Genomic DNA, 25,052 nt, shown 5'->3' on the forward strand with positions numbered 1-25,052 from the left:
GGCTCAGCTCTCAGCTTTCCCTCAGCTTGGCGATCTCCAAGGGCTGGTCGGGACGTTTACTCTTGTGTTGCACGTTGACGTGCAATGAGACCCCCTGAGGGAGGCCAGACAGTGAAGACTTCGAACCCGGTGCTCGCCCGGCTTGGTCAGGCGGCCGAGCGGGAGCGGGCCGCCGGGTACGTCCCGTCCGGGCCGTACGGACAGCCCGGCTACCCCCAGCAGGTTCCGCCGCAGGCCGGCTACCCCGGCGCGCCCGGCTTTCCGTCGGCCCCGCCGGCGGTCACCCCCATGTCGATCGACGACGTGGTGGTCAAGACGGTCACCCTCCTGGCAATCGTCGGTGTCGCCGCCGCCGCGGCGTGGGCTCTGGTGCCCGACGAGCTGCTCGGCGTCGCCTGGATCGGTGCGGCCATCGTCGGCCTGGTGCTCGGCTTGATCATCTCGTTCTCCCGGATGGCGAACCCGGCACTCGTCGTCGCGTACGCCGTCGTCGAGGGTGTCCTCGTCGGTGCGGTGAGCAAGTTCTTCGAATCGCTGTACGACGGCATCGTGCTCCAGGCGGCGACCGCGACCTTCGGTGTCTTCTTCGTGATGGCCATGCTCTACAAGGCGCGGGTCATCCGGGCCACGCCGAAGTTCGTCAAGGGCATGATCGCGGTGATGGCGGGCCTGTTCGCCGTCATGCTGATCAATCTCGTGCTGGCGCTCTTCGGAGTCAACACCGGCCTGCGTGACGGCGGCCCGCTGGCCATCGGGTTCAGCATCGTCTGCATCGTGGTGGCCTCGCTGAGCTTCATCCTCAGCTTCAAGGAGGTCGAGGACGGTGTCCGGATGGGCCTGCCGCAGCGCTACTCCTGGATGGCCGCGTTCGGCATCCTGGTCAGCCTGATCTGGCTCTACATCGAGATGCTGCGCCTGCTGAGCTACTTCCAGGGCGACGACTGACCGCACCACCCAACCACGCCCGACCGGCGCCCGCCCCACCCGGGGCGGGCGCCGTCGTCTCCCACCCACCCCACCCCACCCACCCCACCCCACCCACCCCACCCACCCCACCCACCCCACCTCGTCGATCATGCACTTGTGGTCGCGCCATAACGGGCGGATGGGGCGGATCGGCAACCATAACTGCATGATCGGCGGGACAGCGGGGGGTGGGTGCGTAGAGTGCGGGGGTGGGGATGGAGGCGGGGACGGTGGAGGTTGCGCGGGGGGTGGAGTTGTTGGTGCTTCAGGTCAGCCACTGGCAGCAGCCGCGGTGGTCAGCTGCCGCATCGGTCGGCAACGTGTCCCGGGCGGATCTGGTCCACCGGTTGGTGCAGGAGATCGCCAACCTCGCCGCGGACGCGGAGGGGCAGCCACGACGAGACGTACCCCGGCTCGACAACGACCTCGCTCTGCCCGACCAGCTTCGGGTGGTCACCGCTGACCTGCTTGCCGCGGATCCGAGCGAGGAGGCCCTGGCCCGGGCCGCCACCGAGGTCACCGCGACCCGGACCGCGCTCTAGCGACCGGTCCGAGCCGGTCCGAGCCGGTCCTCAGGAACTGCCGGCCTGGCCCAACGACCCCTCAAGCGGCCCGACATGCGGCAAGCCGGGGTCTACCACCGAGCCGATGGCCCGAGTTGCCGCATGTCGCGACCGCGTTGAGCGCCGGCCGAGCCGAGTGCCGGCGGCCGACGCTCAGTCAGCTCAGGCGCTCGACGACCATCGCCATGCCCTGCCCGCCACCGACGCACATGGTCTCCAAGCCGATGGTCTTGTCGTGCCACTGCAGGGCGTTGAGCAGCGTGCCGGTGATCCGGGCGCCGGTCATCCCGAAGGGGTGGCCGACGGCGATCGCGCCGCCCATCACGTTCAGCTTCTCCTCGGGGATGCCGAGTTGACGGTACGACGGAATCACCTGGGCGGCGAACGCCTCGTTGATCTCGACCAGGTCGACGTCGTCGATGGTCATACCGGCGCGTTCGAGTGCCTGCCGGCTCGCCTCCACCGGGCCGAGGCCCATGATCTCGGGTGACAGCGCGGTGACGCCCGTGGAGACGATCCGGGCCAGCGGGGTGATGCCCAGTTCCTCGGCCCGCTGGGCGCTCATCACGACCACGGCGGCGGCCCCGTCGTTGAGCGGGCAGCAGTTGCCGGCGGTGATCCGACCGTCCGGGCGGAAGACCGGCTTCAGCTCGGATACCGCCTCCAGGGTGACCCCGGCTCGGGGGCCGTCGTCGGTGCTGACCATCGTGCCGTCGGGCGTGGTGACCGGGGTGATCTCGCGGGCCCAGAAGCCGTCGGCGGTAGCCTTCTCGGCCAGGTTCTGGCTGCGTACGCCGAAAGCGTCCATGTCCGCGCGGCTGACGTCGTACACCTGGGCGAGATTCTCGGCGGTCTGTCCCATGGCCAGGTAGACGTCGGGTAGCGCGTCCTTCTCGCGCGGGTCGGTCCAGACCGGCGCGCCCGCCTCGGCGCGAGCCTGGGACCGTTCGCGTGCCGACGCGAAGCGCGGGTTCTCCCAGCCGCCGCCGAGCAGGGCCTGAGCCTCGGGCGGCAGGCCGTCGGAGCTGCCGCGTGCGTAACGGGAGACCATTTCGACGCCGGCGGAGATGAAGACGTCGCCCTCACCGGCCCGGATCGCGTGCATGGCCATCCGCGTCGTCTGCAACGAGGATGCGCAGTAGCGGGTGAGGGTCGCGCCGGGTAGGCCGTCGAGGCCCATCAGCACGGCGACCACGCGAGCCATGTTGAAACCCTGCTCGCCGCCGGGCAGTCCGCACCCGAGATAAAGGTCGTCAATCTGTCGCGGGTCGAGTTGCGGCACCTTGGTCAGGGCCGCCTGCACGATGGTGGCGGCCAGATCGTCCGGGCGGAGATCACGTAGGGACCCCTTGTGGGCCCGGCCGATGGGGGAGCGGGCGGTGGCGACGATGACGGCGTCGCGGGGCGACTCAATCGGCATGCCGTCACGTTAACTCGCCGGTAACTAGCGGCGGAAGTTTTCGCCGGCCGGGAAATGTCACCTCACGTCGGACGAGCAGACCCGGTCAGTGGTGTGGGGTGACGGCCGCGGCGGCGGCCACCGCGGGTAGCAGGGCGTGGGCCCAGACCCGGTAACCGTCGGCGGAGGGGTGGTAGCCGTCCTGACAGAACGTGCCGGCGTCGGCCCGGAACACCGGGCCCGTCTCGGTGGCCAGGTCGACCACCGTCCCGCCGGCGTCGAGTACCGCATCGGTCTGTGCCCGGGCGACGCGGTGCCCCATCCAGCCGACGACGTGCCGCAGCGGCGACGCGATCGCGCGTACGGCACCGAGATCCGGGCAGGTGCCGACCACGACCTCGACGCCGGCCTGGCGCAGCCGGTGCACGGCCGCGCCGAGGTAGGCGGCGGCCTCGGTCGGCCGGCGCATGCTGGTGACGTCGTTGGCTCCGACCAGGACGACCGCCACGTCCGGCCGCTCGCCGAGCAGCGCCCGCGCCACCTGGGTAGCCAGGTCGGTCGAGCGCGAGCCGGAGACACCGACGCTGGACAGGTGCACCTGACGGCCGCCCGGCCCCTCCGCGAGCAACTCCGCCAACTGCCCGCCGATGGTGTCGCCGAGCCGGTCCACTCCGACGCCGAGGGCGGAGGAGTCACCGAGCAGCACCAGGCGTAACGGTGGGGCACCGGCCCGACCGACGGTCGCCCGCAGTGCCAGGCCGAGTTCTGGCTGGGCGTAGCGACGGTTGCGCGCCACCACGGCCTCGCCGGCGAGCACCGCGGCCCCGCCGAGCGCGCCCGCGAGCAGGGACAACGCGGTGGTACGGGCAACCCGCACGGCGACCTGGGTGCCGGCGAAGAGATTGGTCATGATGCCGCCCCCACGCCGGGACCGGACCGGCCCCTGATCCGCTCGGTCATGAGAATCCCTCCACTGCGGGTGAGTCGACGGTGCGGGCTGGCTGCGGCGTCGGACCGACACCGAAGAAGCCCCGCCGGCGCAGCTGCCCCCAACGGCCCGCCGGACCGCCATCGCTGCCCCGGACCTGCGTACCGCTGACCTCCGTCCCCGGGTGCCGAGCAGCCTCCTGCGCGGCCTTCGGCAACGACCGTACGCCTTCGAGCCGTGTTGGCGAAGGCCTGCGTTCGGCGCCGTGGCCCAGCGCGGCGAGCACCGTCGGCAACAGGGCGGCGGCAGCCGCCGCGTAGCCCTCGGCGGAGGGGTGGAACCGGTCCCAGGCGAACATCCGCCCCGGCTCGGCGGTGAACCGGGGGCCGAGCAGGTCGCCGAGGGAGACCGTCCAACCACCGGCCGACACCACCGCGACCGTTTGTGCGGCAGCGAGCTGCCGGCTCCACCGGCGGGCCAACCAGCGCAGCGGCGGCTGGATGGGTCGGATCGCGCCCAGGTCCGGGCAGGTCCCGACGATCACCTCGGCACCGCCCGCGCGCAGTGCCCGGACCCCCTCGACGAGATACCGCACGGCCAGGGCCGACGGGGTGCGGTTGGTGATGTCGTTGCCGCCGATGAGGATGACGGCGACCTCGGGCTCGCACTCCAGGGCCGCCTCCACCTGGAACCGCAGGCCGGCCGAGATGGCGCCCACCACCGCGAAACGGTGCAACCGGACGGGACGCCGCAGACGCCGGGACAGGCCGGTGGCCAACAACGCGCCCGGCGTCTCCCGGCGTCGGTGCACCCCGTAACCGGCGGCCGACGAGTCGCCGAGAATGACCATGGCGATCGTGGGCCCGGGGAACTTCGCGCCGTAGACCCCGTCGCAGCGTGGTGGTGGTGCCTCGGCCATCGGAATGGTGCGCCGGGCCTGCCGGGCCTGACCGAAGAGCACACCTGTCGTCGCCGCCGCGGCCGCCGCCGTGGTGCCTGTGGCGATGGCCGCGAGCCGGGCCACCCGCAGGGCACGCGGCCAGCGCGGACGATCCGGCACGACGGAACCAGCGACCCCCATACCGTGACACTAGCGCGGCTGTCTGACGCTGCGCTGTCGTCGTCGCGGCGCTCCGGTGCCTGAAAAACGACCGTGCTGGGTACTTGGATGGAGGGTGTTGCGGCGAGGCGTCACGCTGCACGTGGAGAGGAGCACGACGATGGCTAAGACGTTGAAGCGAGGGGCAGCGTTCGTGTCCCTGGCCCGGGCGATCACCGCCGGTGCCCGGGGCGGGCCGTCGCTCGGCGCCCGGATCGGGGCGCTGCCCAGGATGATCGCGGCCACCGCGCGTGGCCAGTACGACGGCGGACTACGGCTGGCCATGATGACCGCGGCCACGGCGTACATCGTCTCGCCGATCGACGCGGTGCCGGAAATGTTCCTCGCCGTGTTCGGGCTGATCGACGACGCGGTGATGGTCACCTGGCTGGCCGGTTCGGTGCTTGCCGAGACCGAGCGTTTCCTGGAGTGGGAGGCACGTCGCAGCACCGTGGTCCCCGGCCACGTGGTGCCCTGACCGACGTACTCTGGGCGGGAATTCCACCTGGTTCACCCGCCCGGCCTGGCGTGCCGGCGCCGGATCGAAAGGGCACAACGAGGTGCAGTACTACGACAACGTCGTCGAAATGATCGGCAACACGCCGCTGGTACGGCTACGTAACGTCGCCGAGGGCATCCAGGCGACGGTGCTGGCGAAGGTGGAGTACCTCAACCCCGGCGGGTCGGTGAAGGACCGGATCGCGCTGCGCATGGTGGAGGACGCCGAGGCGGCGGGAATCCTCCGCCCTGGCGGCACCATCGTCGAGCCGACCAGCGGCAACACCGGCGTCGGGCTGGCTCTGGTGGCTCAGCTCCGGGGCTACCGCTGTGTGTTCGTCTGCCCCGACAAGGTCAGCCAGGACAAGCAGGACGTGCTGCGGGCGTACGGTGCCGAGGTGGTGGTCTGCCCGACCGCCGTCGCGCCGGAGGACCCGCGCTCGTACTACAACGTCTCCGACCGGCTAACCCGGGAGATCTCCGGCGCATGGAAGCCCAACCAGTACGCCAACCCGGCGAACCCGCGTTCGCACTACGAGACCACCGGCCCGGAGCTGTGGAAGCAGACCGAGGGACGGATCACCCACTTCGTCGCCGGGGTGGGTACCGGCGGCACCATCTCCGGCATCGGGCGCTACCTGAAGGAGGCATCCAACGGCGCCGTCAAGATCATCGGCGCTGACCCGGAGGGCTCGGTCTACTCCGGCGGCACCGGTCGGCCGTACCTGGTCGAGGGGGTCGGCGAGGATTTCTGGCCGGAGACGTACGACCGGAACATGGCCGACCAGATCATCGAGGTCTCGGACAAGCAGTCCTTCGAGATGACCCGGCGCCTGGCCCGCGAGGAGGGGCTGCTGGTCGGTGGCTCCTGCGGGATGGCAGCGGTCGCGGCGCTGGAGGTGGCGCGCGCCGCCGGCCCGGACGACGTGATCGTGGTGCTGCTGCCGGACGGTGGCCGGGGCTACCTCTCCAAGATCTTCAACGACGCCTGGATGGCCCGCTACGGCTTCCTCGACGCCTCCGGATCCGAGCCCACGGTGTCCCAGGCCCTGGCCGGCAAGCCGGGCGGTCTGCCCGAGCTGGTCCACGTGCACCCGACCGAGACGGTCCGAGACGCCATCGACTACATGCGCGAGTACGGCGTCTCGCAGTTGCCGGTGCTCAAGGCCGAGCCGCCGGTGGTGACCGGCGAGGTGGCCGGCTCGATCGCCGAGAAGGATCTGCTCGACGCGCTCTTCACCGGTCAGGCGCACCTGCACGACACCATCGAGCGGCACATGGGGCCGCCGCTGCCGATGGTCGGTGGTGGCCAGCCGGTCAGCGAGGCGGTAAACCTGCTGGAGAAGTCCGACGCCGCGTTGGTCCTGATCGACGGTAAACCCAAGGGCGTCCTCACCCGCCAGGACCTGCTCGCCCACCTCGGCGCCCGCTGACCCAGCCCCCAACCCCGCTACACCCTGCCCACCCCAGTGTTGATCATGAGGTTAGCGGCATCGTGGAGATCGGAAATTGCCGCTAACCTCATGATCAACGGGATGAGCTGGGTGGGGATCAGAGGGGGCGGGTGTAGCGCAGTTGGGGAGTTAGCGCTTGGCCGATCATCTCGTTGCGCTGCCAGCCGGTGGGGTGCCAGCCGCCGCGCTCGTAGAAGAGGCGGGCGTGGGTGTTGTCGCGCAGTACCCAGAGCACCGCGCAGCGCCAGCTTCGCGCCCGCATCTTGGCCAGGGCGTCGACCATCAACGCCCGGCCGACGCCGCGACCCCGCTCGGACGGTTCCAGGTGGATGGCGTTGAGCAGCCCGGTCGCGGGATCGCCCGCGTCGTCGGGGCCGAAGTAGCTGAAGCCGGCCAGGGTGCCGTCCCGCTCGGCCACGGTCATCAGGTGGTCGACCCGCTCCCAGGTCCATCGCTGCACCCAGTATTCGCCCATCGCCTCCGGGGTCGGATCGACCAGCGCCTCCGCCGGCAGGAACGAGGAGTAGGCGGCGACCCGGGAACGTTGATGCAGGGCACCCACCGGCAGGAGATCAGCGGACCCTGCCGGACGCAGCGTGACGGTCACTCGACCGAAGGTACCCGTCGGGGTGGCACCTGAATCGTGGTCAGATCCTCGGCGATCACCAGGTCTCCGTCGAAGTGCCGGCGGGCCTCGTCGACGAAGCGGGCCGGATCGGCGTACCGCTGGGAGAAGTGGGTGAGCACGAGTCGGCGTACCCCTGACTCGGCCGCCACCCGCGCGGCCTGGCCGGCGGTCAGGTGCCCGACCTCGGCGGCGAGCGCGGCCTCCGACTCCAGGAACGTCGACTCGATGACCAGCAGATCGGCCTGCTCGGCCAGCGCGTACACCCCGTCGCAGAGGCCGGTGTCCATCACGAAGGCGAACCGCTGCCCCGGCCGTGGCGTGCTCACCTCCTCCCGGGTGACGCGCCGCCCGTCGAGGTCGAGGTGGCCGGTGCGTTGCAGCTCACCGACCGCCGGCCCGGCGATGCCGTACGCGGCCAGCCTCTCCGGCAGCATCCGGCACCCGTCGGGCTCCACCAGCCGATAGCCGTACGTCTCGATGGGGTGCCGCAGCCGGCGTGCCTCCAACGTCCCGTGCCGCAGCACGATCCGTTGCCCGTCCGCCTCGATCGGGGTGACGGCCAGCTCGGCGGTCTCGTGGAACGAACTGGCGTGCCGCAGCCGGGCGAAGTAGTCGGCGCCGCCGGCCGGGAAGTGCACCGCCACCGGATGCGGCACCCGGTCCAGGGACAGGCGTTGGATGGTGCCGGGCAGGCCGAGACAGTGATCACCGTGGAAGTGGGTGACGCAGATCCGGGTCAGGTCGGTGGCGGTGACGCCGGTGTGCAGCAGTTGCCGCTGGCTGCCCTCGCCGGGGTCGAAGAGGATCACCTCGTCGTCCCACCGCAGCACGTACCCGTTGTGGTTGCGGTCCCGGGTGGGCGCCTGACTCGCCGTGCCGAGCACCACCAGCTCGCGCATGGACACGGCCGCCTCCGGTCAAATGAAGCGACCCCCGGGGCTTCCGCGCTTACGCGGGCCGGCTGGACTGGGCCGGCACCCCGGGGGTCGGGTGGCTGTCGTGGTTTCGCCGCACCGCTGCCACACGGTCTCGACGACTCTTACCGTGCCCGTCCCGAGGGACGGGCAGTCACTGTCGAGGACAGCGGCTAGCGGACAGCCACCTCACGAGTCCGATTGCTATACAAGTCTGGACCACCTCCTTTCCCGTGTACCGCCACGCTATCCAGCGTCGCCGCCAGCGGCAACGGATTTCGATCACATCGTTTCGGCTCCGGAAAGCTGCAGACCACCCCGGCGCTCCACTCGCCTGGCCCGCAACTGGCACCATCGCGGTCATGACGGGTCGCGGCTGGCGGGGTGAGGCGGCCAAGGCCGTGGGCGTACTCCTGATCTTCTTCGTGTTGGTCGACCGTCTCAATGCGGACCTGGAAACCGACTTTCCCGAGCTGCTGGTGCTGTTCCTGGTCGTCTCGCTGCTGTTCGACCCGCTGCGGGCCGGTGGCATCTCGGCGTGGCGGCGGCTGCGGGGCCGCCATGCGGGCGTCGAGCCGGTGCTCCGTCGACCCCACGAGGCGCGCCGGGCCCTGCTGATCGTGCTGGTCGGGCTGCCGATTCTGGTGGTCGTCTTGCTTGCCGCCGCACGGGTCTGGACCACCAGTTGGTCGGTGGCGGGCGAGCGGGTGGCTGTGTCAACCCGAACCGGACCCACCCTGACGGCCTGACTCAGACCCACCTGGGCCCTATCCGCGGATGCTGAGCTGCTCGGTCGGAAGCGGCAGCCGTCGGCCCATTAATGCTGCGACAAGACCTCTGGTGCCGTGGAAGTCTGCACGAATGACCCAATTCCCGGCCGCTGCACTCGGCAAGTCCGCACTCGTGTCCTCGCGTGGGCTCCGCGACGGACGGTCGCCGTGGTTGCTGCACCTGCGTGACCCAGATGGCACCGAACGGACGGCGGTTCTGCGGGTGGACATACCCCATTGGCGTCGCGCGATGCGCACCGAAGCCGCAGCCCTGGCCATCGCCTGCGGCGGCGGGCTGCCCGCCCCGACTCTTCTCGATGCCGACCTCGAAGCCGACGAGCCCTGGATCCTCTGCACGACGGTGCCCGGCTCCAGCACCATCCCGGTCGAAGCGAGCCCAGCCAGGCTGCGAGCGCTCGGGATGCTTGCCGCCAGAATCCAATCCGTGCCGGTCGTGACGACGGAAGCCTTGCCTCGGCGCGACCGGCCGATCGGGCTCTGCGACTTCGCCAGCATGCGGCAACGCCACGGGGGCACCCCCCTGCTCCTTGCAGCCGAATCCGTACTCGCGGCGCTGCCCGCGGAGCCTAGCTACGGGACGTTGATCCACGGCGACCTGTGGATGGGGAACGTCCTCCTCGAAGGCGATGTCGTCACCGGAGTCGTCGACTGGGACTGCGCCGGCGTCGGCCACCCGAGCATCGACCTTGGTTCGCTGCGGTTCGATGCGGCAATCAGCTATGGACTGCAGGCTATCGACGACGTCCTCGCCGGCTGGGAGTCCGTGGCGGGGCACACCGCCCCGGACGTCGCCCGGTTCGACCTAGTGGCCGCGCTTCAATCGCCCACGGACATGCTGGAGTTCGCCCAGGCGCACGACGGACAAGGCCGACCCGACCTAACCGCCGACCTGTTTATCACCCGTCGGGACGCATTCATCTCGAACGCGCTGGATCGGTTAACCTCCGCGCCCGCTTCGACGGGATAAAGGACCAAAGCCTGCCGCGACAACGAGTTCCCGGAACTTCCCACAAACATCCACATGTCGCTTGTCGGACGTTGCTCGGGGGTCGTCCTCGTCGTCGTCCGGTGGCCTCAGAAGTCTCCTGCGTGGGTCTGCGCCGCGCGGGAGTGGGCGAGGCGGTAGGAGTCGGTTCCGGTTTCGATGATGTGGCCGCCGAAGGTGAGTCGGTCGACGATCGCGGCGCACAACCTGGGGTCGGTGAAGGTCTTTGTCCAGCCGGAGAACGACTCGTTCGACGCGATGGCGACGGAAGCTTTCTCCTCGCGTTCAGTGAGGACTTGGAAGAGCATCTCGGCGCCGCGGCGGTCGAGTTCCATGTAGCCGAGCTCGTCGATCAGGAGCAGGTCGACGCGGCCGTAGCGGGCGATCGTCTTCGCAAGCACCTTGTCGTCCGCGGCTTCGCACAACTCGTTGACCAGCTTGGTGGCAAGCGTGTACTTCACCCGGAACCCGACTTCGGCCGCCGCGGCGCCGAGCCCGATGAGCAGGTGCGACTTCCCGGTGCCCGAGTCGCCGACGAGGCATAACGGTTCGCCTTTGCGCACCCACGCGCCGGAGGCGAGGGCGTGGATGCTGGCCGCGTTGACGTTCGGGTTGGCGTCGTAGTCGAAGTCGCCGAGCCACTTCTCCCGCGGGAACCCGGCGGCCTTGACCCGTCGCGCGGAGCGGCGCCGGGATCGGTCGTCGCACTCGGCGAGGAGCAGCTCGGCGAGGAAGCCGCGGTAGGTCAGCTGCTCCTTCTCCGCTGCGGTGACAACCTCTTCGAACCGCATCCGCACTGTGGGCAGCCGCAACGACCGGCAAGCCTGGTCGACCGCCGCGTCCGCCGCCTGCTCGGTCATCCCGCGTCGGCGTCGTGCTGATGGGGCGACCGACGCCGCCAGGCCGGTTGTTGTGCGGGCAGTCGTGGTGCTGGTCATGAAACAGCTCCTTGCGTCGATGAAGCAGCGGTCGTAGCAGCGGCGCGGCGGGGCAGCAGCTCGTCGTAGGCCGTGACCGAGGGCAGCGGCCGCGTGTCCGGCGGGAGGCCGGCGACCACGGCGGCCGGGTCCAGCAGCCGTCGTTCGGTCAGGCTGACCACGCGCCGTGCCGCCTGCGGCTCCTCGGCGGGGACTGTGTGATCAGGGCGGAGCCGGGCGAGCTTGCGGGCTTCGACCGCGACGACGTCGGCGGTCGTTCCACCGACACCGACGACGAGGCCGAGCGCGGCAACGACATCCGCGTGTGGGAGGTTGCGGTGCAACAGCAGCACCTCGATCAACGCCTGAGTACCACCGAAGTCGCCATGGGCTTTGCGGGCGCCGGCCCAGAACGCCTCATGCGCGGCGGTGAAGACCCCAGACTCGCGGGCCTGCACGAGCGCGGTCGCGCCCGGTAACGCGCCGGGCTTGCGTACGAGCACCTCGAGGTAATGGTCCAAAGTCAGTGACTGCGCGCCTTTGCGGGTCAGACGCGGGTGGCGCGCGACCTCGCGCCGGCCGTCGCAGATCACCAGCTCCGACGCGCGCAGCGACACGCGCACCGTCCGGCCAATCAGCGAAACGGGCACCGAGTAGTGGCACTGCCGCACGGTGACGCGCGCGTAGCGGTCAACCCGCGGCGTCAACCACAGCCCAGCGTCGAAGTCGTCCCGCGGCAGCGGCCGCAACGACGGTGCCTCGGCAGCGAAGTCCTGACCGACGGTGTGGACGCGGTTGTCGATCCGCCTCGCGTCATCGGCGACATCCGCCGCCCGTATGCGCGCGTTCAGCTCCGCGAGCGTTGCGACGACCGGCACCGGGGTGAGGTGGTTGCGGCGGAACCGGCCCACTTCTCCTTCCACGCCACCTTTCTCGTGCGCGCCCACGACACCGGGGCGGCAGTAGAACGCGTCGAAGCCCATGTGTGAGCGGAACGCGACCCACCGTTCGGACTCGTCGCGGCCGCGGCCGAACAAGACTCTTGTCACCGCGGACTTCAGGTTGTCGTAGCGGACCTTGTCGTAGGGGACGCCGCCGAGCCGGTTGAACGCATCCACGTGACCTTCGATGAACGCCTCCTGCCCTTGGAAGGCGAACACCGAGTGACATGCCTTGCCGCTCGCGGACAGGCGCAGCGTGAACAGGAAGCACTTCGTCAGCTCGCCGGCGAGCATCACGTAGACGTCGCCGAAGTCCACCTCCGCCTCCGCCCCAGGCAGATGCGTCTGCAGAACGAACGCGTTTTCCACCTCGACACCGGCATCAGCGGTGATCTCGGGTCGCCGGCGCGCGACGTAGTCCCGGACCGCGGAGTAGGTGATGTCCTGAGCCCCGTGCTCGTCGACCAACCGCGCCAAGATCCGGCGGGCGGTGTGCCGCTGCTTACGCGGCGCCGTAACGTCGGACAACAACATCGCGTCGATGTGCACCTTCAACGGGTCCAACTTCGGCGACTTGCGGACTGGCGTCTTCCGCTCCGGAGGCACCGAATAGGCCAGCGCCTGGCGCACCGTCGCCCGGCCGACCCCGTGCCGGCGTGCCAACTCGCGGATCGACAGCTCCTCGCGCTGCGCGTCCCGCCTGATCTTCTCGAACTGCGCCACCCGCGACCCCGTCATCCGGGCCTGCCCTCCGCCGAAGCCCAATGGAAGTCGCCGCCAAGCAGCAACACCATCGCACCCGGTGGGTCCAGATCAGGCCGTCACAAGCCCTGGCGTGTCGACATCAGACCGCCAGGTGGGTCTGAATCAAGCCGTCACAGTGGGTCCGGATCAGACTGACACGGCCAAGCGGGTGTTCGGCTCGCCCTACGTGTGGCTCATCGTGGTCATCTACCTCAACTACGCTCTGAGCTGGGAGCCCACCGAGCCGCCGGAACACCGTCGCCGGCCAGGGCTGCGCGCGGCAGAGAATCTTGTCGGAGGACTGCTCGGGGTCTCGGTGGTCGTCAGCGACGCTCTGCCCGCCCGCTGGTACGGAGTGGTCCTGACACTTCTCGTGGCGCTGGTCGCCGCCACCGGCTTGGCGAACCTGACCCAGCAACTCGTCGGTCCGCCGGCCAGTCGACCCCACGCTGAGCGGGCGCGCTGACCGGCGGGGGTACGACGTCAGGGTGCTGCGGCGATGCCAATCGGCCCTTCGCGGGGGCCGTCCGCGTTGGCCGGCTGCACCGCCAGCGACGGGAAGTCGGCCAGGTCGCCCTCCGGCTCGGCGTCCCATTCGGGGAACACCAGGTCGCTCTGGAGGTAGAGGCAGATCAACTGGGCCAGGTGGCGCAACCCTTCCAGGTGGGTGCGTTCGTGACCGTGGGTGGCGTCCACGCCGAAGCCGAGCAGCGCCACCCGGGCGTGCGCCCCGGCCTCCACCGCCGCCGCAACGTCCGAGCGGTAGTAGTCGAAGACGTCCCGGACGAGATCCACGCCGTGTTCCCGGGCGATCGACGCCAGGTTGCGGGTGAGGTGGTAGTCGAACGGCCCGACGCCGTCGCCCATCGCCAGGGTGGCCGAGTGCTCCCGGGACTGCTGCCCGGGGGCGACCACCGCCGCGTCGACCGAGACGATCTCGGCCACGTCGGGGTCGAGGCCGTGGGACGCGCCGTGGCCGATCTCCTCGGTCACGGTGACCAGCAGGTGGGCGCTCACGGCGGGCTTCACCCCGGCCTCGACCATCGCCTTCAGCGCGGCGAGCACCGCGGCCACGCCGGCCTTGTCGTCCAGATGGCGGGACTTGACGTACCCGCTGGGCGTGACCGTCGGGGTGGGCAGGAACGCCACGAAGTCGCCCGCGTCGATGCCGAGCGCCCGCAGCCCGGCGATGTCCTCCACCGGCTCGTCGACGCGTACCTCCACCTGCTCCCAGCCGAAGCCCTGCAGGTCGACACCGTCGTTGTAGCGGTGACCGCTGGCCTTGAGCGGCAGCACCTGACCGGTGACCACCCGGTCCAGTTCGTCGGTGAAGATCCGTACGTGGGCACCCTCGGCGAACCGGGCGCTGTGCGTACCGATCGGCTTCAGTTCCAGCCGACCGTTTTCCTTCAGCCGCTTGACCATCCCGCCGATCGTGTCGGTGTGTACCACGATGGCCCGGTCCGCGCCGGTCTCGCGGGGTCCTGGCAGGCAGGCGCTCAGCGCGCCCCGGCGGGTAAGCGTGGACGGGATGCCGAGCGCCGACAGGCGCTCGCCCACGTACTGCTGCACATGGTCGGTGCGCCCGGACGGGCTCGGTATGTCAAGCAGCTCGACCAGCACCTGACGGAGATAGTCCAGGTCGATGGGGAGCGGAGTGGTCTTGCGTACGGTCATGCTCCAGATGGTGCCGCACCCGCCGGGGTCCACAGCTTCTGCGGTGCCCGAGTCCCGGGAAATAGCAGATCCACGAAGCGTTCGGCGGTGGGCTGCGGCTCGTGATTGGCCAGCCCGGGCCGCTCGTTGGCCTCGATGAAGACGTGCTCGGGTTGGTCCGGTGCCGGCACCAGCAGGTCGAGCCCGGTGACCGGGATGTCGATGGCACGACTGGCCGCGACGCACGCCTCGGCGATCACCGGGTGCAGCTCTCCGGTCACGTCGTGGATGGTGCCGCCGGTGTGCAGGTTCGCGGTGCGTCGCACTGCCAGCACCTGCCCCTCCGGCAGCACGTCGTGCAGGTCGTAACCGGCCTCGGTGATCACGTCCCGGGTCATGTCGTCCAGCGGGATGCGGGACTCGCCACCGGTGGCGGCGGCCCGGCGACGACTCTGCCGCTCGATCAGCTCGGCGATGTCGTGCACGCCGTCGCCGGTGATCGAGGCGGGCCGGCGTACGGCGGCGGCCACCACCTCGTGATCGATCATGACGACCCGCAGGTCCTCACCGGTGCACAGCTCCTCCAGCAGCACCTCCGGGCAGAACCGGGCAGCCAGTTCGACGGCTGCGGCCAGCGCATCGGGGGTGCGTACCCCGACGGTGATGCCGTTGCCCTGCTCGCCCCGCGCCGGCTTCACCACCACCTGGCCCACCTCGGCCAGGAACTCGGCGTCGACGGCGTCGCCGGTGGCGGTGCGTCCGCGCGGTACCGACAGACCGGCCTCGGTCAGGATCCGACGGGTGACCCGCTTGTCGTCGCAGCGGCTCATCGCCACCGCCGAGGTCAGCTCGGACAGTGACTCCCGGGTGAGGATCGTCCGGCCGCCGCTGGTCAGCCGCAGCTCGCCCCACTCCGGGTCGGTCACCTCCACCCGGATGCCCCGCCGCATCGCCTCGTCGGCGACGATCCGCGCGTACGGGTTGAGCCCGTCGTAGCCGACCGGCAGGGCCGGCAGGAACAACCGCTCGTTGATCGGGTTCTTCCGCTTCACGCAGAGCGTGGCGGTGCGGTAGAAGCCGAGCCGCTCGTAGAGCCGGATGGCACCGGCGTTCTCGGCGAGCACGGACAGGTCGACGTACGCGCGCCCCCGGGCGACCAACCGGCTGGCCAGCTCGGTGATCAGTGCCTGCCCGGTGCCGGGCGGAGCCTGGTTGAAGTCGACGGTCAGGCACCACAGGCTGGCGCCGTTGTCCGGGTCGTCGAAGACCGCCACGTGGTCGATGCCGGTGATGGTGCCGACGATCTCGCCGGTGACCGCCTCGGCCACCAGATGCAGGAACCGGTCGGTGGCGGCGTTGTCGACAAGCACGTCGACCGGGGCGGTGACCATGCCGTTGGCCGCGTAGATCCGGTTGACCGCGTCGGCGTCGGCGGCGTCACGCAACCGACGGATGCGTACCCCGGGCAGCTCCTTGCGGCCGACGAGCGCTGCCGGCGTCTCGGCGCTGCCGGCCTCCTCGGTGGTACCGGTGCCGGGACGGGGCCCGCGACGGTCCCCGCCGAGCGGCAACCGGAAGGTCAGCGACGGGTCGATGAACAACTCGTCGGGCAACCGGGAGACCAGCACGTGCGGATCCCGCAGGTAGATGCAGATGTCCCGGGCGCCGGCCGCCTCGGAGCGCAGCACGTCGGCGACCGCGGACTGGTCGGCGAACGTCTGGCCGAAGACCAGCCGCCCCCAACCGCAGTCGACGATGACGTCCGCACCGGTGCTCGGGCGTTCGTCGGCGGTCGGGTCGGCGCCGCCGGTAGCGATCGGATCACCGCCCGGCCCGACCCGCTCGTACCGTCTGCCCGTGCCGCGGCCCCGGTCTGTCCGGGCGACGCCGGTGGCCAGGGTGTCGGTCACGCTCAGTCGATTCCGTGGCTCTGGAGCCACATTTCCAGGAGTCCGAGTTGCCACAGCTTGTTTCCGTTCAACGGGGTCAGTTCGGCGTTGGGCGCGTCGAGCAGGGCGTTGACGTAATCGGTGCGGAACAGGTCACGGCGGCGGGCCTCCGGAGCCGACAGCGCGTCGCGTACCCGGTCGAGGAGCTTGCCCTCCAGGTGCGTGAGGCCCGGCACCGGGAAGTAACCCTTGGGCCGGTCGATGACCTCGTGCGGCAGCACACGACGGCCGATCTCCTTCAGCACACCCTTACCGCCCTGCGCCAGCTTCAGCTCCGGCGGGCAGGCGGCGGCCAGTTCCACGAACTCGTGATCCAGGAACGGCACCCGGGCCTCCAGCCCGTGCGCCATGGTCATGTTGTCGACCCGCTTGACCGGGTCGTCGGTGAGCATGATCTGTGTGTCGATGCGCAGGCCGGCGTCGACCGCGGTCTGCGCGCCGGGCCGCGCCAGGTGCGCGGCGACGAACTCCCGGGCCGGGTCGCCGTCGGCGAGCCAGTCGGGGTTGAGCACCCGAGCCAGGCCGACCCCGTCGCGGTCGAAGAAGGCCCGGGCGTACGTGTCGAGAGCCTGTTCCCGGCCGACCTGGGCCAGCGGCGGATACCAGTGGTAACCGCCCAGGATCTCGTCGGCGCCCTGACCGGACTGCACCACCTTCACGTGCCGGGCCACCTCCTGACTGAGCAGGTAGAAGGCGACGCAGTCGTGGCTGACCATGGGCTCGCTCATGGCCGCGACCGCCGCCTCCAGCGGCGGGACCAGATCCTGTGCGGCGACCCGGATCTGGTGGTGGTCGGTGTCGAAGGTCTTGGCGACCACGTCGGAGTAGCGGAACTCGTCGCCCTCCCGGCCACCCACGGCGTCGAAGCCGATGGAGAAGGTGGACAGCCCACGCTGGCCCTCCCCGGCCAGCAGGGCCACCACCAGGCTGGAGTCCAGACCGCCGGAGAGCAGCACGCCGACCGGCACGTCGGCGACCATCCGCCGGCGTACGGCGGTGATGAGTGACTCGTGCAGCGCGTCCTGCCACTCCCGTTCGGACCATCCGGCGTGCTCGTCGCGGCGGAGGAACGGTGGATCCCAGTAGACGCGCTCGTGGCTGCGGCCGTCGGCCTCGTAGACCCGGACGGTGGCCGGGGGCAGCTTGGCGACCCCGCGCAGGATGGTGCGCGGCGGTGGCACGATGCTGTGGAAGCTGAGGTAGTGACCCAGCGCGACCGGGTCGATGGTGGTGTCCACTCCGCCGCCGGCCAGCAGCGCCGGCAGGGTGCTGGCGAAGCGCACCACGCCGGGGGACTCGGCGAGGTAGAGCGGCTTGATGCCGAGTCGGTCCCGGGCCAGCACCAGGCGGCCGGTGTCCCGCTCGCTGATCGCCACCGCGAACATGCCGACCAGGTGGTCGACGAAGTCCAGCCCCCACTCGGCGTACGCCTTGACGACGACCTCGCTGTCCCCGCTGGAGAAGAAGTGGTGGCCCTTGGCCTGTAGCTCGGCGCGCAACTCGCGGTAGTTGTAGATGCAGCCGTTGAACACGCCGGTGAGCCCGGCGGCGGAGTCGACGATCGGCTGGCCACTGGCCGCTGACAGGTCGATGATCTTCAGTCGACGGTGGCCGAGGGCGACCGGCCCCTGCGACCACACTCCGCTGCCGTCAGGCCCCCGATCGCACATGGTGGCGGCCATCCGTTCCACCGCTGTGACGTCGGCACGCGTCGCGTCCCGTCGGAACTCCCCAGCCAGTCCGCACATGTGAGCCCATGCTGCCAGAGGATGTTGCGATCTGCCTGTTGAGACCATGACGGTCGTGTAACAGCGTTGCTAGAATCCGCGCCCCGCGATCAAGCAGGTGATATCTCGCGCCAACTGCTGGGCTGATTCGTGCCTACTCGTGACACTTGCGGTGTTTGCGAAGCAGCGCCAGGTGTGACGAATGCCGCAATACGTATGGCCTGGATGTGATCACAGGCCGGTGGTCGCTCAGCCGGCGGGGGGGGGGGGGGGGGGGGGGGGGGGGGGGGGGGGGGGGGGGGGGGGGGGGGGGGGGGGGGGGGGGGGGGGGGGGCGGCGGGGGCCCCCCCCCCCCCCCATGCCGGGGTCAGGTCGTCCTGGCCACCCCGACCGGGCAGCTCAGCCCGTTCGGACCGTGATTGCAGTAGCCGTTCGGGTTCTTCGTCGGGGCGAGGTACTGCTGGTGGTAGTCCTCGGCCAGGTAGTAGTCACCGAGCCGGGCGATCTCCGTGGTGATCTCGCCCTTGCCGGCGCGGGCCACGATCGGCGCGAACGCCTCCCGCGACGCCTCGGCGATCGCCAACTGCTCGTCCGTGCTGGCGTAGATCGCGGACCGGTACTGGGTGCCCACGTCGTTGCCCTGACGCATGCCCTGGGTCGGGTCGTGGTTCTCCCAGAACACCTTCAGCAGATCCTCATAGCTGATCTTCGTGGGGTCGTACACGACCTCGACCGCCTCGGTGTGCCCGGTCATCCCGGAGCAGACCTCCTCGTAGGTCGGGTTCTGCGTGTAACCACCCGCGTAGCCGGCAGAGGTGGTGAAGACGCCGGGCAGGGTCCAGAACAGGCGCTCGGCCCCCCAGAAACATCCCATGCCGAACACGGCGACCTGGTAGCCCTCGGGGAACGGGCCCTTCAGCGGGGTCCCGAGCACCTCGTGCCGGTCGGCCACCGGCATCGCGATGGGACGGCCGGGCAGGGCCCGGTCGGGTGAGATCATCTCGGCCTTCATGCGGCGGAGGAACACGGTGGGACTCCTTTCGTACCTTCCCCGCGTGCAACACCGGCGGACCCTGCTTCCTTACCCGCCCCACCGCCGCTCAGGCCCGCGCACACCGCAGCGCCCGCTGCTCGCCACCGGGCGCACCCCGCTCGCTCACGCCGGCAGCGCGGCGTGCACGCGGCCGGCGTAGGCCGTGGCCTCGGCGTCGTCGGCGTAACGGGTACGCGGCCAGAAGAAGCCACGCAGACCGTCGCCCTTCGTCCTGGGCACCACGTGGGTGTGCAGGTGCGGAACCGACTGGGACACCCGGTTGTTCATTGCCACGAAGGTGCCGCCGGCGTCGAGACCGGACTCGACCGCGACGGCGATCCGCCGAACCAACCCGAAGTAGCCGGGCAGCGACTCCGGCGGCAGGTCGGCGAGGGTGACCAGGTGGGCGCGCGGCACCACCAGCACGTGCCCCTTGAACACCGGCCGGGTGTCCAGGAACGCCACCCCGTCCGGCTCGTCGGTCACCCGGAACGCCGGCACCGTACCAGCCACGATCCCGCAGAACACACACTCCGCCACCCGGCCAGGTTAGGCCCGACCGGATGCCGCCGCCGGCCGCACCGCGCCGCCTGTCACAGCCGGTCGAGGTACGCGTCCCATTCGTCACCGGCCACCGAGACCGGACCGGTCTCTCCGTTGGCCAGCCGGGAACGAATGTCCGCCTCCCAGCCGAGGGCCCAGCCACGCAGCTCGACGATCCTCGGGTCCGTCAGCCCGTACGCGGTGAACGTATCGTTGTCCAGCTCAAGGTGTAGTTCGTCCACACTCAGGAAACGAGTTCGGGAAGCTGACGTTCCCAGATCGCCACCAGGCGCCTTGACGTGAGCCGCCTGATGCGGGGCCAGTCGTGGCGGAGCAGCGTCGCGTTGACGTAGCGGACGATGTCGTCACGCTGGCCGCAGTCCAGCAGCGTCCGGTAGAGAGTCAGCCGTTGCCGCGGATCGGCGATGTCGAACTCGGTGAGGCCCGACCAGGCCAACCGCAGGGGCAGTACGACGTGGCCACACTCCGGCCCGGTGAGCTGGTCCAGCGACGTCGGGATGCGGTCGGCCGCGCCAGCCAGGCGAGACGGCAGGGTTTCCGTCGGGCTCATCGGCCAAGTATGACCCAGCTGGCCGGCAGGGTGGGTTTCATACGGTGGCACGGGCGGGAGGACTAGCGTCTGCGGAATGACGCACGGCTTCGAGACGCTCGCCATCCACGCCGGCCAGGACCCCGAGGCCCGCACCGGCGCGGTGATCCCACCGATCTACCAGACCAGCACGTACGCCCAGGACGCGGTCGGCGCACCCCGGCTCGGCTACGAGTACAGCCGCTCGGGCAACCCCACCCGGGACGCGCTCCAGGAATGCCTGGCCGCGTTGGAGGCCGGCCAGGTCGGCCTGGCCTTCGCCAGCGGCCTCGCCGCCGAGGACACGCTGCTGCGTACCGTGTGTGGACCGGGTGACCACGTGGTGATTCCCGACGACGCGTACGGCGGCACGTACCGGCTCTTCGCCAAGGTCGCCGAGCGGTGGGGGCTGGCGTACACCCCGGCCAAGGTCTCCGACACCGACGCCGTGCGGTCCGCGATCCGGCCCGGTGTCACGAAGGTGGTCTGGGTGGAGACCCCGACCAACCCGCTGCTCGGCATCGCCGACATCGCCACCCTGGCCGCCGTGGCGCACGACGCCGGGGCGCTGCTGGTGGTCGACAACACGTTCGCCTCGCCGTACCTGCAACAGCCGATCACCCTCGGCGCGGACGTGGTCGTGCACTCGACCACCAAGTACGTCGGCGGGCACTCCGATGTGGTCGGCGGCGCGCTGGTGACGGCCGATGCCGACCTCGGCGAGCGGTTGCGCTACCACCAGAACGCGATGGGCGCGGTCAACGGCCCGTTCGACGCCTGGCTGACCCTGCGCGGCATCAAGACCCTCGGGGTACGCATGGACCGGCACTGTGACAACGCCGAGCGGATCGTCGCGTACCTGGACGGGCACGCCAAGGTCGCTCAGGTGCTCTACCCGGGACTGCCGACACACCCCGGGCACGAGGTGGCGGCCAAGCAGATGCGTCGGTTCGGCGGCATGATCTCCTTCCGCGCTGCCGGGGGCGAGGAGCACGCCGTCGAGATCTGCAACCGGGCCCGGCTCTTCGTGCTCGCCGAGTCCCTCGGCGGGGTGGAATCCCTGATCGAGCACCCGGGTCGGATGACACACGCGAGTGCTGCCGGCTCGCCGCTTGAAGTTCCCTCCGATCTCGTGCGACTGTCTGTCGGCATCGAGACGGTCGAAGACCTGCTCGCCGATCTGGAGCAGGCGCTGGGCTGACCGCTGGCTTGGGAGGGTGGCAGTGCAGGACATCATGCCGACCTGGGTCGGGGCGACCGCCAAACAGATCGCCCGGGGCGTACGCCGGGGTGACGTCTCCGCCACCCAGGTGCTCGCCGACCATCTCGACCACGTCGCCAAGACCGACGTCGACCTCGCCGCGTTCCGCGCGGTACGCGGCGGGGAGGCGGTCACCGAGGCGGAGAAGGTCGACGAGCAGGAGGACCTGGCGAACCTGCCGCTGGCCGGGGTGCCGATCGCGGTCAAGGAGAACACCCCGGTGGCCGGTGTGCCCACCTGGAACGGTTCCGCCGCCGTCCGTACCGGCGTGGCGGAGGCCGATCACGAGGTGGTCCGCCGACTGCGTGGGGCCGGCGCGGTGATCCTCGGCGTCACCCGGATGCCCGAGCTGGGGCTGTGGGGCAGCACCGACGACGAGACCGCGGTCACCCGCAACCCGTGGGACCTCTCCCGGACCCCCGGTGGTTCCTCCGGCGGCGCGGCCGCGGCGGTCGCCGCCGGGCTGGTACCGATCGCTCACGGCAACGACGGTCTCGGCTCGATCCGCATCCCGGCCGCCTGTTGCGGGCTGGTCGGGCTGAAACCCGGTCGTGGCGTGGTGCCCTGTCAGCTCGGCGCGGAGGACTGGTTCGGCCTGGTCGAGCACGGCATGCTCAGCACCACCGTCGCCGACGCGGCGGTCGGCTTCCAGGTACTCGCCGGTCGGGCCCAGGGCAAGCTCGTTCCGCCGCAGCGCCTGCGGGTCGGCGTGTCGCTACGGTCTCCGGTGCGGGGTGTCTCGCCCGACGCGCCGAACCGGGACGCGGTCGCCGCCGCCGGTCGGCTGCTCGCCGGTGCCGGGCACGACACCGTGCCGGCCGACCCGGTGTACCCGACCGCGCTGGGACTGAAGGGCATCGCCACCTGGTTCGCCGCCGCCGCGGCGGACGTGCGCGCTGCCGGGGTCGACCGGCGTGCCCTGCAAGGCCGTAGTCGCCGGCACGTCGCGCTCGGCGAGTGGGCGTGGCGGCGCGGATACGTACGGGAAGCCGACCGGCTGGCCTGGCGCGAACGGTCGATCGGCTTCTTCACCGACCACTCGGTGGATCTGCTGCTCACCCCGGCGCTGGCCGGCGCGCCCCCACCGGCGGCCAGTTGGTCGACCCGCTCCTGGCAGGCCAACATGCTGGCCAGCATCCGGTACGCCCCGTACGCCGCACCGTGGAACATCGCCGGGCTGCCCGCCCTGGTGGTGCCGGTGGGCCGCCGCCCGGACGGGCTGCCGCTCGCCGTTCAACTGGTCGGACCGCCCGGCTCGGAACTGCTGCTGCTCGGTGTCGCCGGCCAGTTCGAGATGGCGAGCCCGTGGGCTCGGCACGCCCCTGGTTACCCGTGCGTCGGAACGGGCCGGCCCGCCAACGCTTGATCATCTACGCTTCCCGTGCCGTCACACGGGAGGTTCGTCGAGGCGCTGCCCGCCGCACCGGCGGACCTCGCGGTGCCGGCCGCACCGGACCAGGCCGCGGCGGTCGGGTCGGGCCGAGCGTCGGGGGTTGGGTCGGGCCGGGCGTCGGGGGTTGGGTCGGGCCGGGCGTCGGCGGTGCCGGACGGAGCGGATGGCACGATCGAGGCATGACGGAACTGGTCAGCCTGGACGAGGTGCGCGCGGCACGGGAACTGCTTGACGGGGTCATCCGTACCACTCCGCTGGAGCCGTCCCGTCCGCTCAGCGCCGCGTTCGGCGGGCCGGTCTGGCTCAAGTGCGAGAATCTTCAGCGGGCGGGATCGTACAAGGTGCGCGGGGCGTACGTGCGGATCTCGCGGTTGTCGGCCCAGGAGCGTGCTCGGGGCGTGGTCGCGGCCAGCGCCGGCAATCACGCACAGGGCGTGGCGCTCGCCGCCGGGCTGGTCGGCACCCACGCCACGGTCTTCATGCCGGTGAACGCGCCACTGCCGAAGGTGGCGGCCACGAAGGGGTACGGCGCCCAGGTCGAGCTGGTCGGTGCCACGGTCGACGAGTCGCTGGTCGCGGCACAGACGTTCGCGGAGCGCACCGGAGCCGTGCTGATCCATCCGTTCGACCACCGGGACGTGATCGCCGGGCAGGGCACGGTGGCGCTGGAGATCCTGGAGCAGTGCCCGCAGGTCACGACGATCGTCACCGGCGTCGGCGGGGGAGGACTGATCTCCGGGTTGGCGGTGGCCGCCAAGGCGCTCCGGCCGGACGTTCGGGTGATCGGCGTGCAGGCGGCCGGCGCGGCGGCCTTCCCGCCGTCACTGGTCGCGGGCGAGCCGGTCCGGCTGCCGGCCTTCACCACCATCGCGGACGGCATCGCGGTCGGCCGGCCGGGCGACGTCACCTTCAGCCACGTCAGCAAGCTGGTCGACGACATGGTCACCGTCACCGAGGAAGACATCTCTCGGGCGCTGCTCATGCTGCTCGAACGCGGCAAGCAGGTGGTGGAGCCGGCGGGGGCGGTAGGCGTGGCCGCGTTGCTGGCCGGCGCTGTCGAGGTGACCGCGCCCGCGGTGGTGGTGCTCTCCGGCGGCAACATCGACCCGCTGTTGATGCTGCGCGTGATCGAGCACGGACTGGCGGCGGCGGGGCGCTACCTGCGGGTCACGGTGCGCTGCTCGGACCGGCCCGGACAACTGGCCTCGCTGCTGAGGGAGATCGCCGAGCACCGGGCGAACGTGGTGGACGTGGTCCACCAGCGGGCCAACCCGCACCTGCGCCTCGGTGAGGTGGAGGTCGCGCTGTCCGTGGAGACCCGTGGTGTCGAACACTCCGACATGCTGATCAGTGCTCTGCGGGCCAGCGGCTATCAGGTGACGATGGCGCCGGAGGCGTGACGCCGCAGCGTCACGCCTCCGGCGCGATCGGAATACTGGCCCGGGTGGCGGAACAAATCCTCGATCGACCTGCCGGCTGGGGTGGCGGCACGCGGTCGATCGGATCGCCGGCCCGGCCGGCGGACGACGGTCAGCCGGAGAACGGCTCGAAGCTGACCACGGTCACCTTGATGTCGGCGCCGCTCGGTGCGGTGTAGGTGCAGGCCTGGCCTGCCTTGCCGCCCAGGATCGCCTGGCCGAGGGCCGACTCGGGGCTGTAGACCGTCAGGTCCGTGGTCGAGGCGATCTCACGCGAGCCGAGCAGGAACGTCTCTGTGTCGTCGGCGTCGTCGTCGAAGTAGATCGTCACGACCATCCCGGGCGCCACGGCGTCGACGGTCGGCGCCTCGCCGACCTGGGCCGTGCGGAGCAGCTCCTTCAGGTAGAGGATGCGCCCCTCGGCCTTGCCCTGCTCCTCGCGGGCGGCGTGGTAGCCGCCGTTCTCGCGCAGGTCGCCTTCCTCACGCCGGGCGTTGATCTCGGCGGCGATGACCGGCCGGTTGGCGATCAACTCGTCGAGCTCGCCCTTCAGGCGGTCGTACGCGTCCTGGGACAGCCAGGTGGCGGGCGCCTCGTTGCCATTGGACACAGGCGGTCCTCCTCAGTTCTGCGTGCTGGCTGACAGGTGAACCTCC

At 70.7% G+C, this 25,052-nt stretch carries 25 protein-coding genes; 10 read left to right on the forward strand and 15 right to left on the reverse strand.

All coding sequences use genetic code 11. The features are described from left to right. Positions 1–111: 111 nt before the first annotated feature. Together AC2CHE_RS07035 and AC2CHE_RS07040 are read left to right on the forward strand one after the other, a co-directional pair. The gene (locus tag AC2CHE_RS07035; RefSeq protein ID WP_484504078.1) at positions 112–945 is read left to right on the forward strand and encodes a Bax inhibitor-1/YccA family protein; all 834 of its coding nucleotides are present in this window, start codon (positions 112–114) and stop codon (positions 943–945) included. Between the two features lie 236 nt (positions 946–1,181). Continuing rightward, the gene (locus tag AC2CHE_RS07040; protein WP_484504144.1) at positions 1,182–1,508 is read left to right on the forward strand and encodes a hypothetical protein; all 327 of its coding nucleotides are present in this window, start codon (positions 1,182–1,184) and stop codon (positions 1,506–1,508) included. Between the two features lie 178 nt (positions 1,509–1,686). On the opposite strand, the gene AC2CHE_RS07045 is transcribed toward AC2CHE_RS07040, so the two are convergent. The 3 genes from AC2CHE_RS07045 to AC2CHE_RS07055 all read right to left on the reverse strand — a co-directional run bounded on the left by AC2CHE_RS07045 (position 1,687) and on the right by AC2CHE_RS07055 (position 4,937). Further along, on the reverse strand, positions 1,687–2,949 hold the full coding sequence (locus AC2CHE_RS07045) for an acetyl-CoA C-acetyltransferase (RefSeq protein ID WP_484504079.1): 1,263 nt from the start codon (positions 2,947–2,949) through the stop codon (positions 1,687–1,689). 85 nt (positions 2,950–3,034) lie between these two features. Then, entirely contained in the window at positions 3,035–3,838 is an 804-nt protein-coding gene (locus AC2CHE_RS07050; RefSeq protein ID WP_484504080.1) for an SGNH/GDSL hydrolase family protein, read from the reverse strand. A gap of 46 nt (positions 3,839–3,884) precedes the next feature. After that, positions 3,885–4,937: an SGNH/GDSL hydrolase family protein gene (locus tag AC2CHE_RS07055; RefSeq protein WP_484504081.1), complete on the reverse strand. Its 1,053-nt coding sequence runs from the start codon at positions 4,935–4,937 to the stop codon at positions 3,885–3,887. Between the two features lie 139 nt (positions 4,938–5,076). Here AC2CHE_RS07055 and AC2CHE_RS07060 point away from each other — a divergent pair, with 139 nt between their 5' ends. Together AC2CHE_RS07060 and AC2CHE_RS07065 are read left to right on the forward strand one after the other, a co-directional pair. Further along, positions 5,077–5,433: a YkvA family protein gene (locus tag AC2CHE_RS07060; RefSeq protein ID WP_484504082.1), complete on the forward strand. Its 357-nt coding sequence runs from the start codon at positions 5,077–5,079 to the stop codon at positions 5,431–5,433. An 82-nt stretch (positions 5,434–5,515) separates the two neighbouring features. Continuing rightward, the gene (locus AC2CHE_RS07065) at positions 5,516–6,886 is read left to right on the forward strand and encodes a cystathionine beta-synthase (RefSeq protein WP_484504083.1); all 1,371 of its coding nucleotides are present in this window, start codon (positions 5,516–5,518) and stop codon (positions 6,884–6,886) included. 118 nt (positions 6,887–7,004) lie between these two features. Here the strand turns inward: AC2CHE_RS07065 and AC2CHE_RS07070 are convergent, their stop codons facing one another. Continuing rightward, positions 7,005–7,514 (reverse strand): GNAT family N-acetyltransferase, encoded by a 510-nt coding sequence (locus tag AC2CHE_RS07070; RefSeq protein WP_484504084.1) that lies wholly within the window; start codon positions 7,512–7,514, stop codon positions 7,005–7,007. Next, positions 7,511–8,440 (reverse strand): ribonuclease Z, encoded by a 930-nt coding sequence (locus AC2CHE_RS07075; protein WP_484504085.1) that lies wholly within the window; start codon positions 8,438–8,440, stop codon positions 7,511–7,513. The genes AC2CHE_RS07070 and AC2CHE_RS07075 overlap by 4 nt, the downstream gene beginning before the upstream one ends. Positions 8,441–8,811: 371 nt before the next feature. Here AC2CHE_RS07075 and AC2CHE_RS07080 point away from each other — a divergent pair, with 371 nt between their 5' ends. Further along, positions 8,812–9,198, forward strand: a complete 387-nt coding sequence (locus AC2CHE_RS07080; RefSeq protein WP_484504086.1) for a hypothetical protein — start codon at positions 8,812–8,814, stop codon at positions 9,196–9,198. A gap of 112 nt (positions 9,199–9,310) precedes the next feature. After that, positions 9,311–10,207 (forward strand): aminoglycoside phosphotransferase family protein, encoded by an 897-nt coding sequence (locus AC2CHE_RS07085; RefSeq protein WP_481653312.1) that lies wholly within the window; start codon positions 9,311–9,313, stop codon positions 10,205–10,207. A gap of 107 nt (positions 10,208–10,314) precedes the next feature. Here AC2CHE_RS07085 and istB read toward each other — a convergent pair whose 3' ends face one another. Further along, positions 10,315–11,163, reverse strand: a complete 849-nt coding sequence (istB, locus tag AC2CHE_RS07090) for an IS21-like element helper ATPase IstB (RefSeq protein WP_481653313.1) — start codon at positions 11,161–11,163, stop codon at positions 10,315–10,317. Next, positions 11,160–12,821 carry an IS21 family transposase gene (gene istA / locus AC2CHE_RS07095; RefSeq protein ID WP_484504087.1) on the reverse strand — a complete coding sequence of 554 codons (1,662 nt, stop codon included), beginning with the start codon at positions 12,819–12,821 and terminating at the stop codon, positions 11,160–11,162. The genes istB and istA overlap by 4 nt, the downstream gene beginning before the upstream one ends. A gap of 142 nt (positions 12,822–12,963) precedes the next feature. Here istA and AC2CHE_RS07100 point away from each other — a divergent pair, with 142 nt between their 5' ends. Then, positions 12,964–13,293 carry a hypothetical protein gene (locus AC2CHE_RS07100; protein WP_484504088.1) on the forward strand — a complete coding sequence of 110 codons (330 nt, stop codon included), beginning with the start codon at positions 12,964–12,966 and terminating at the stop codon, positions 13,291–13,293. Between the two features lie 17 nt (positions 13,294–13,310). Here AC2CHE_RS07100 and AC2CHE_RS07105 read toward each other — a convergent pair whose 3' ends face one another. From AC2CHE_RS07105 to AC2CHE_RS07135, 7 genes are all read right to left on the reverse strand, one after another. Further along, positions 13,311–14,504 (reverse strand): osmoprotectant NAGGN system M42 family peptidase, encoded by a 1,194-nt coding sequence (locus AC2CHE_RS07105; protein ID WP_484504089.1) that lies wholly within the window; start codon positions 14,502–14,504, stop codon positions 13,311–13,313. Next, entirely contained in the window at positions 14,501–16,393 is a 1,893-nt protein-coding gene (gene ngg, locus AC2CHE_RS07110) for an N-acetylglutaminylglutamine synthetase (RefSeq protein WP_484504090.1), read from the reverse strand. Before ngg ends, AC2CHE_RS07105 begins: the two co-directional genes overlap by 4 nt. Positions 16,394–16,395: 2 nt before the next feature. Further along, the gene (locus tag AC2CHE_RS07115) at positions 16,396–18,180 is read right to left on the reverse strand and encodes an N-acetylglutaminylglutamine amidotransferase (protein ID WP_484504091.1); all 1,785 of its coding nucleotides are present in this window, start codon (positions 18,178–18,180) and stop codon (positions 16,396–16,398) included. Between the two features lie 346 nt (positions 18,181–18,526). After that, positions 18,527–19,186, reverse strand: coding sequence for a peptide-methionine (S)-S-oxide reductase MsrA (msrA, locus tag AC2CHE_RS07120; RefSeq protein WP_484504092.1), 660 nt, complete (start codon positions 19,184–19,186; stop codon positions 18,527–18,529). Positions 19,187–19,315: 129 nt separating this feature from the next. Further along, positions 19,316–19,732 (reverse strand): HIT family protein, encoded by a 417-nt coding sequence (locus AC2CHE_RS07125; RefSeq protein ID WP_484504093.1) that lies wholly within the window; start codon positions 19,730–19,732, stop codon positions 19,316–19,318. 53 nt (positions 19,733–19,785) lie between these two features. Next, the gene (locus AC2CHE_RS07130) at positions 19,786–19,977 is read right to left on the reverse strand and encodes a hypothetical protein (protein ID WP_484504094.1); all 192 of its coding nucleotides are present in this window, start codon (positions 19,975–19,977) and stop codon (positions 19,786–19,788) included. A 2-nt stretch (positions 19,978–19,979) separates the two neighbouring features. Beyond that, positions 19,980–20,306: a hypothetical protein gene (locus AC2CHE_RS07135; RefSeq protein ID WP_210827774.1), complete on the reverse strand. Its 327-nt coding sequence runs from the start codon at positions 20,304–20,306 to the stop codon at positions 19,980–19,982. Positions 20,307–20,382: 76 nt separating this feature from the next. Here AC2CHE_RS07135 and AC2CHE_RS07140 point away from each other — a divergent pair, with 76 nt between their 5' ends. The 3 genes from AC2CHE_RS07140 to ilvA all read left to right on the forward strand — a co-directional run bounded on the left by AC2CHE_RS07140 (position 20,383) and on the right by ilvA (position 24,378). Continuing rightward, positions 20,383–21,525 (forward strand): cystathionine gamma-synthase, encoded by a 1,143-nt coding sequence (locus AC2CHE_RS07140; RefSeq protein ID WP_484504095.1) that lies wholly within the window; start codon positions 20,383–20,385, stop codon positions 21,523–21,525. A gap of 16 nt (positions 21,526–21,541) precedes the next feature. After that, on the forward strand, positions 21,542–22,951 hold the full coding sequence (locus tag AC2CHE_RS07145) for an amidase (RefSeq protein WP_484504096.1): 1,410 nt from the start codon (positions 21,542–21,544) through the stop codon (positions 22,949–22,951). A gap of 206 nt (positions 22,952–23,157) precedes the next feature. Then, on the forward strand, positions 23,158–24,378 hold the full coding sequence (gene ilvA, locus AC2CHE_RS07150) for a threonine ammonia-lyase (RefSeq protein ID WP_484504097.1): 1,221 nt from the start codon (positions 23,158–23,160) through the stop codon (positions 24,376–24,378). A gap of 130 nt (positions 24,379–24,508) precedes the next feature. On the opposite strand, the gene greA is transcribed toward ilvA, so the two are convergent. Next, the gene (gene greA / locus AC2CHE_RS07155) at positions 24,509–25,006 is read right to left on the reverse strand and encodes a transcription elongation factor GreA (RefSeq protein ID WP_164446063.1); all 498 of its coding nucleotides are present in this window, start codon (positions 25,004–25,006) and stop codon (positions 24,509–24,511) included. Positions 25,007–25,052: the final 46 nt, after the last annotated feature.

The organism is Micromonospora sp. ATLC16, from assembly GCF_057196645.1.

Bases quoted from the DNA above. Each gene is read 5' to 3' on its own strand.
- AC2CHE_RS07040 (WP_484504144.1), top strand. From the start codon at position 1,182: ATGGAGGCGGGGACGGTGGAGGTTGCGCGGGGGGTGGAGTTGTTGGTG.
- AC2CHE_RS07045 (WP_484504079.1), bottom strand. From the start codon at position 2,949: ATGCCGATTGAGTCGCCCCGCGACGCCGTCATCGTCGCCACCGCCCGC.
- AC2CHE_RS07050 (WP_484504080.1), bottom strand. From the start codon at position 3,838: ATGACCAATCTCTTCGCCGGCACCCAGGTCGCCGTGCGGGTTGCCCGT.
- AC2CHE_RS07055 (WP_484504081.1), bottom strand. From the start codon at position 4,937: ATGGGGGTCGCTGGTTCCGTCGTGCCGGATCGTCCGCGCTGGCCGCGT.
- AC2CHE_RS07060 (WP_484504082.1), top strand. From the start codon at position 5,077: ATGGCTAAGACGTTGAAGCGAGGGGCAGCGTTCGTGTCCCTGGCCCGG.
- AC2CHE_RS07080 (WP_484504086.1), top strand. From the start codon at position 8,812: ATGACGGGTCGCGGCTGGCGGGGTGAGGCGGCCAAGGCCGTGGGCGTA.
- AC2CHE_RS07085 (WP_481653312.1), top strand. From the start codon at position 9,311: ATGACCCAATTCCCGGCCGCTGCACTCGGCAAGTCCGCACTCGTGTCC.
- istB (WP_481653313.1), bottom strand. From the start codon at position 11,163: ATGACCAGCACCACGACTGCCCGCACAACAACCGGCCTGGCGGCGTCG.
- istA (WP_484504087.1), bottom strand. From the start codon at position 12,821: ATGACGGGGTCGCGGGTGGCGCAGTTCGAGAAGATCAGGCGGGACGCG.
- AC2CHE_RS07105 (WP_484504089.1), bottom strand. From the start codon at position 14,504: ATGACCGTACGCAAGACCACTCCGCTCCCCATCGACCTGGACTATCTC.
- AC2CHE_RS07115 (WP_484504091.1), bottom strand. From the start codon at position 18,180: ATGTGCGGACTGGCTGGGGAGTTCCGACGGGACGCGACGCGTGCCGAC.
- AC2CHE_RS07135 (WP_210827774.1), bottom strand. From the start codon at position 20,306: ATGAGCCCGACGGAAACCCTGCCGTCTCGCCTGGCTGGCGCGGCCGAC.
- AC2CHE_RS07140 (WP_484504095.1), top strand. From the start codon at position 20,383: ATGACGCACGGCTTCGAGACGCTCGCCATCCACGCCGGCCAGGACCCC.
- ilvA (WP_484504097.1), top strand. From the start codon at position 23,158: ATGACGGAACTGGTCAGCCTGGACGAGGTGCGCGCGGCACGGGAACTG.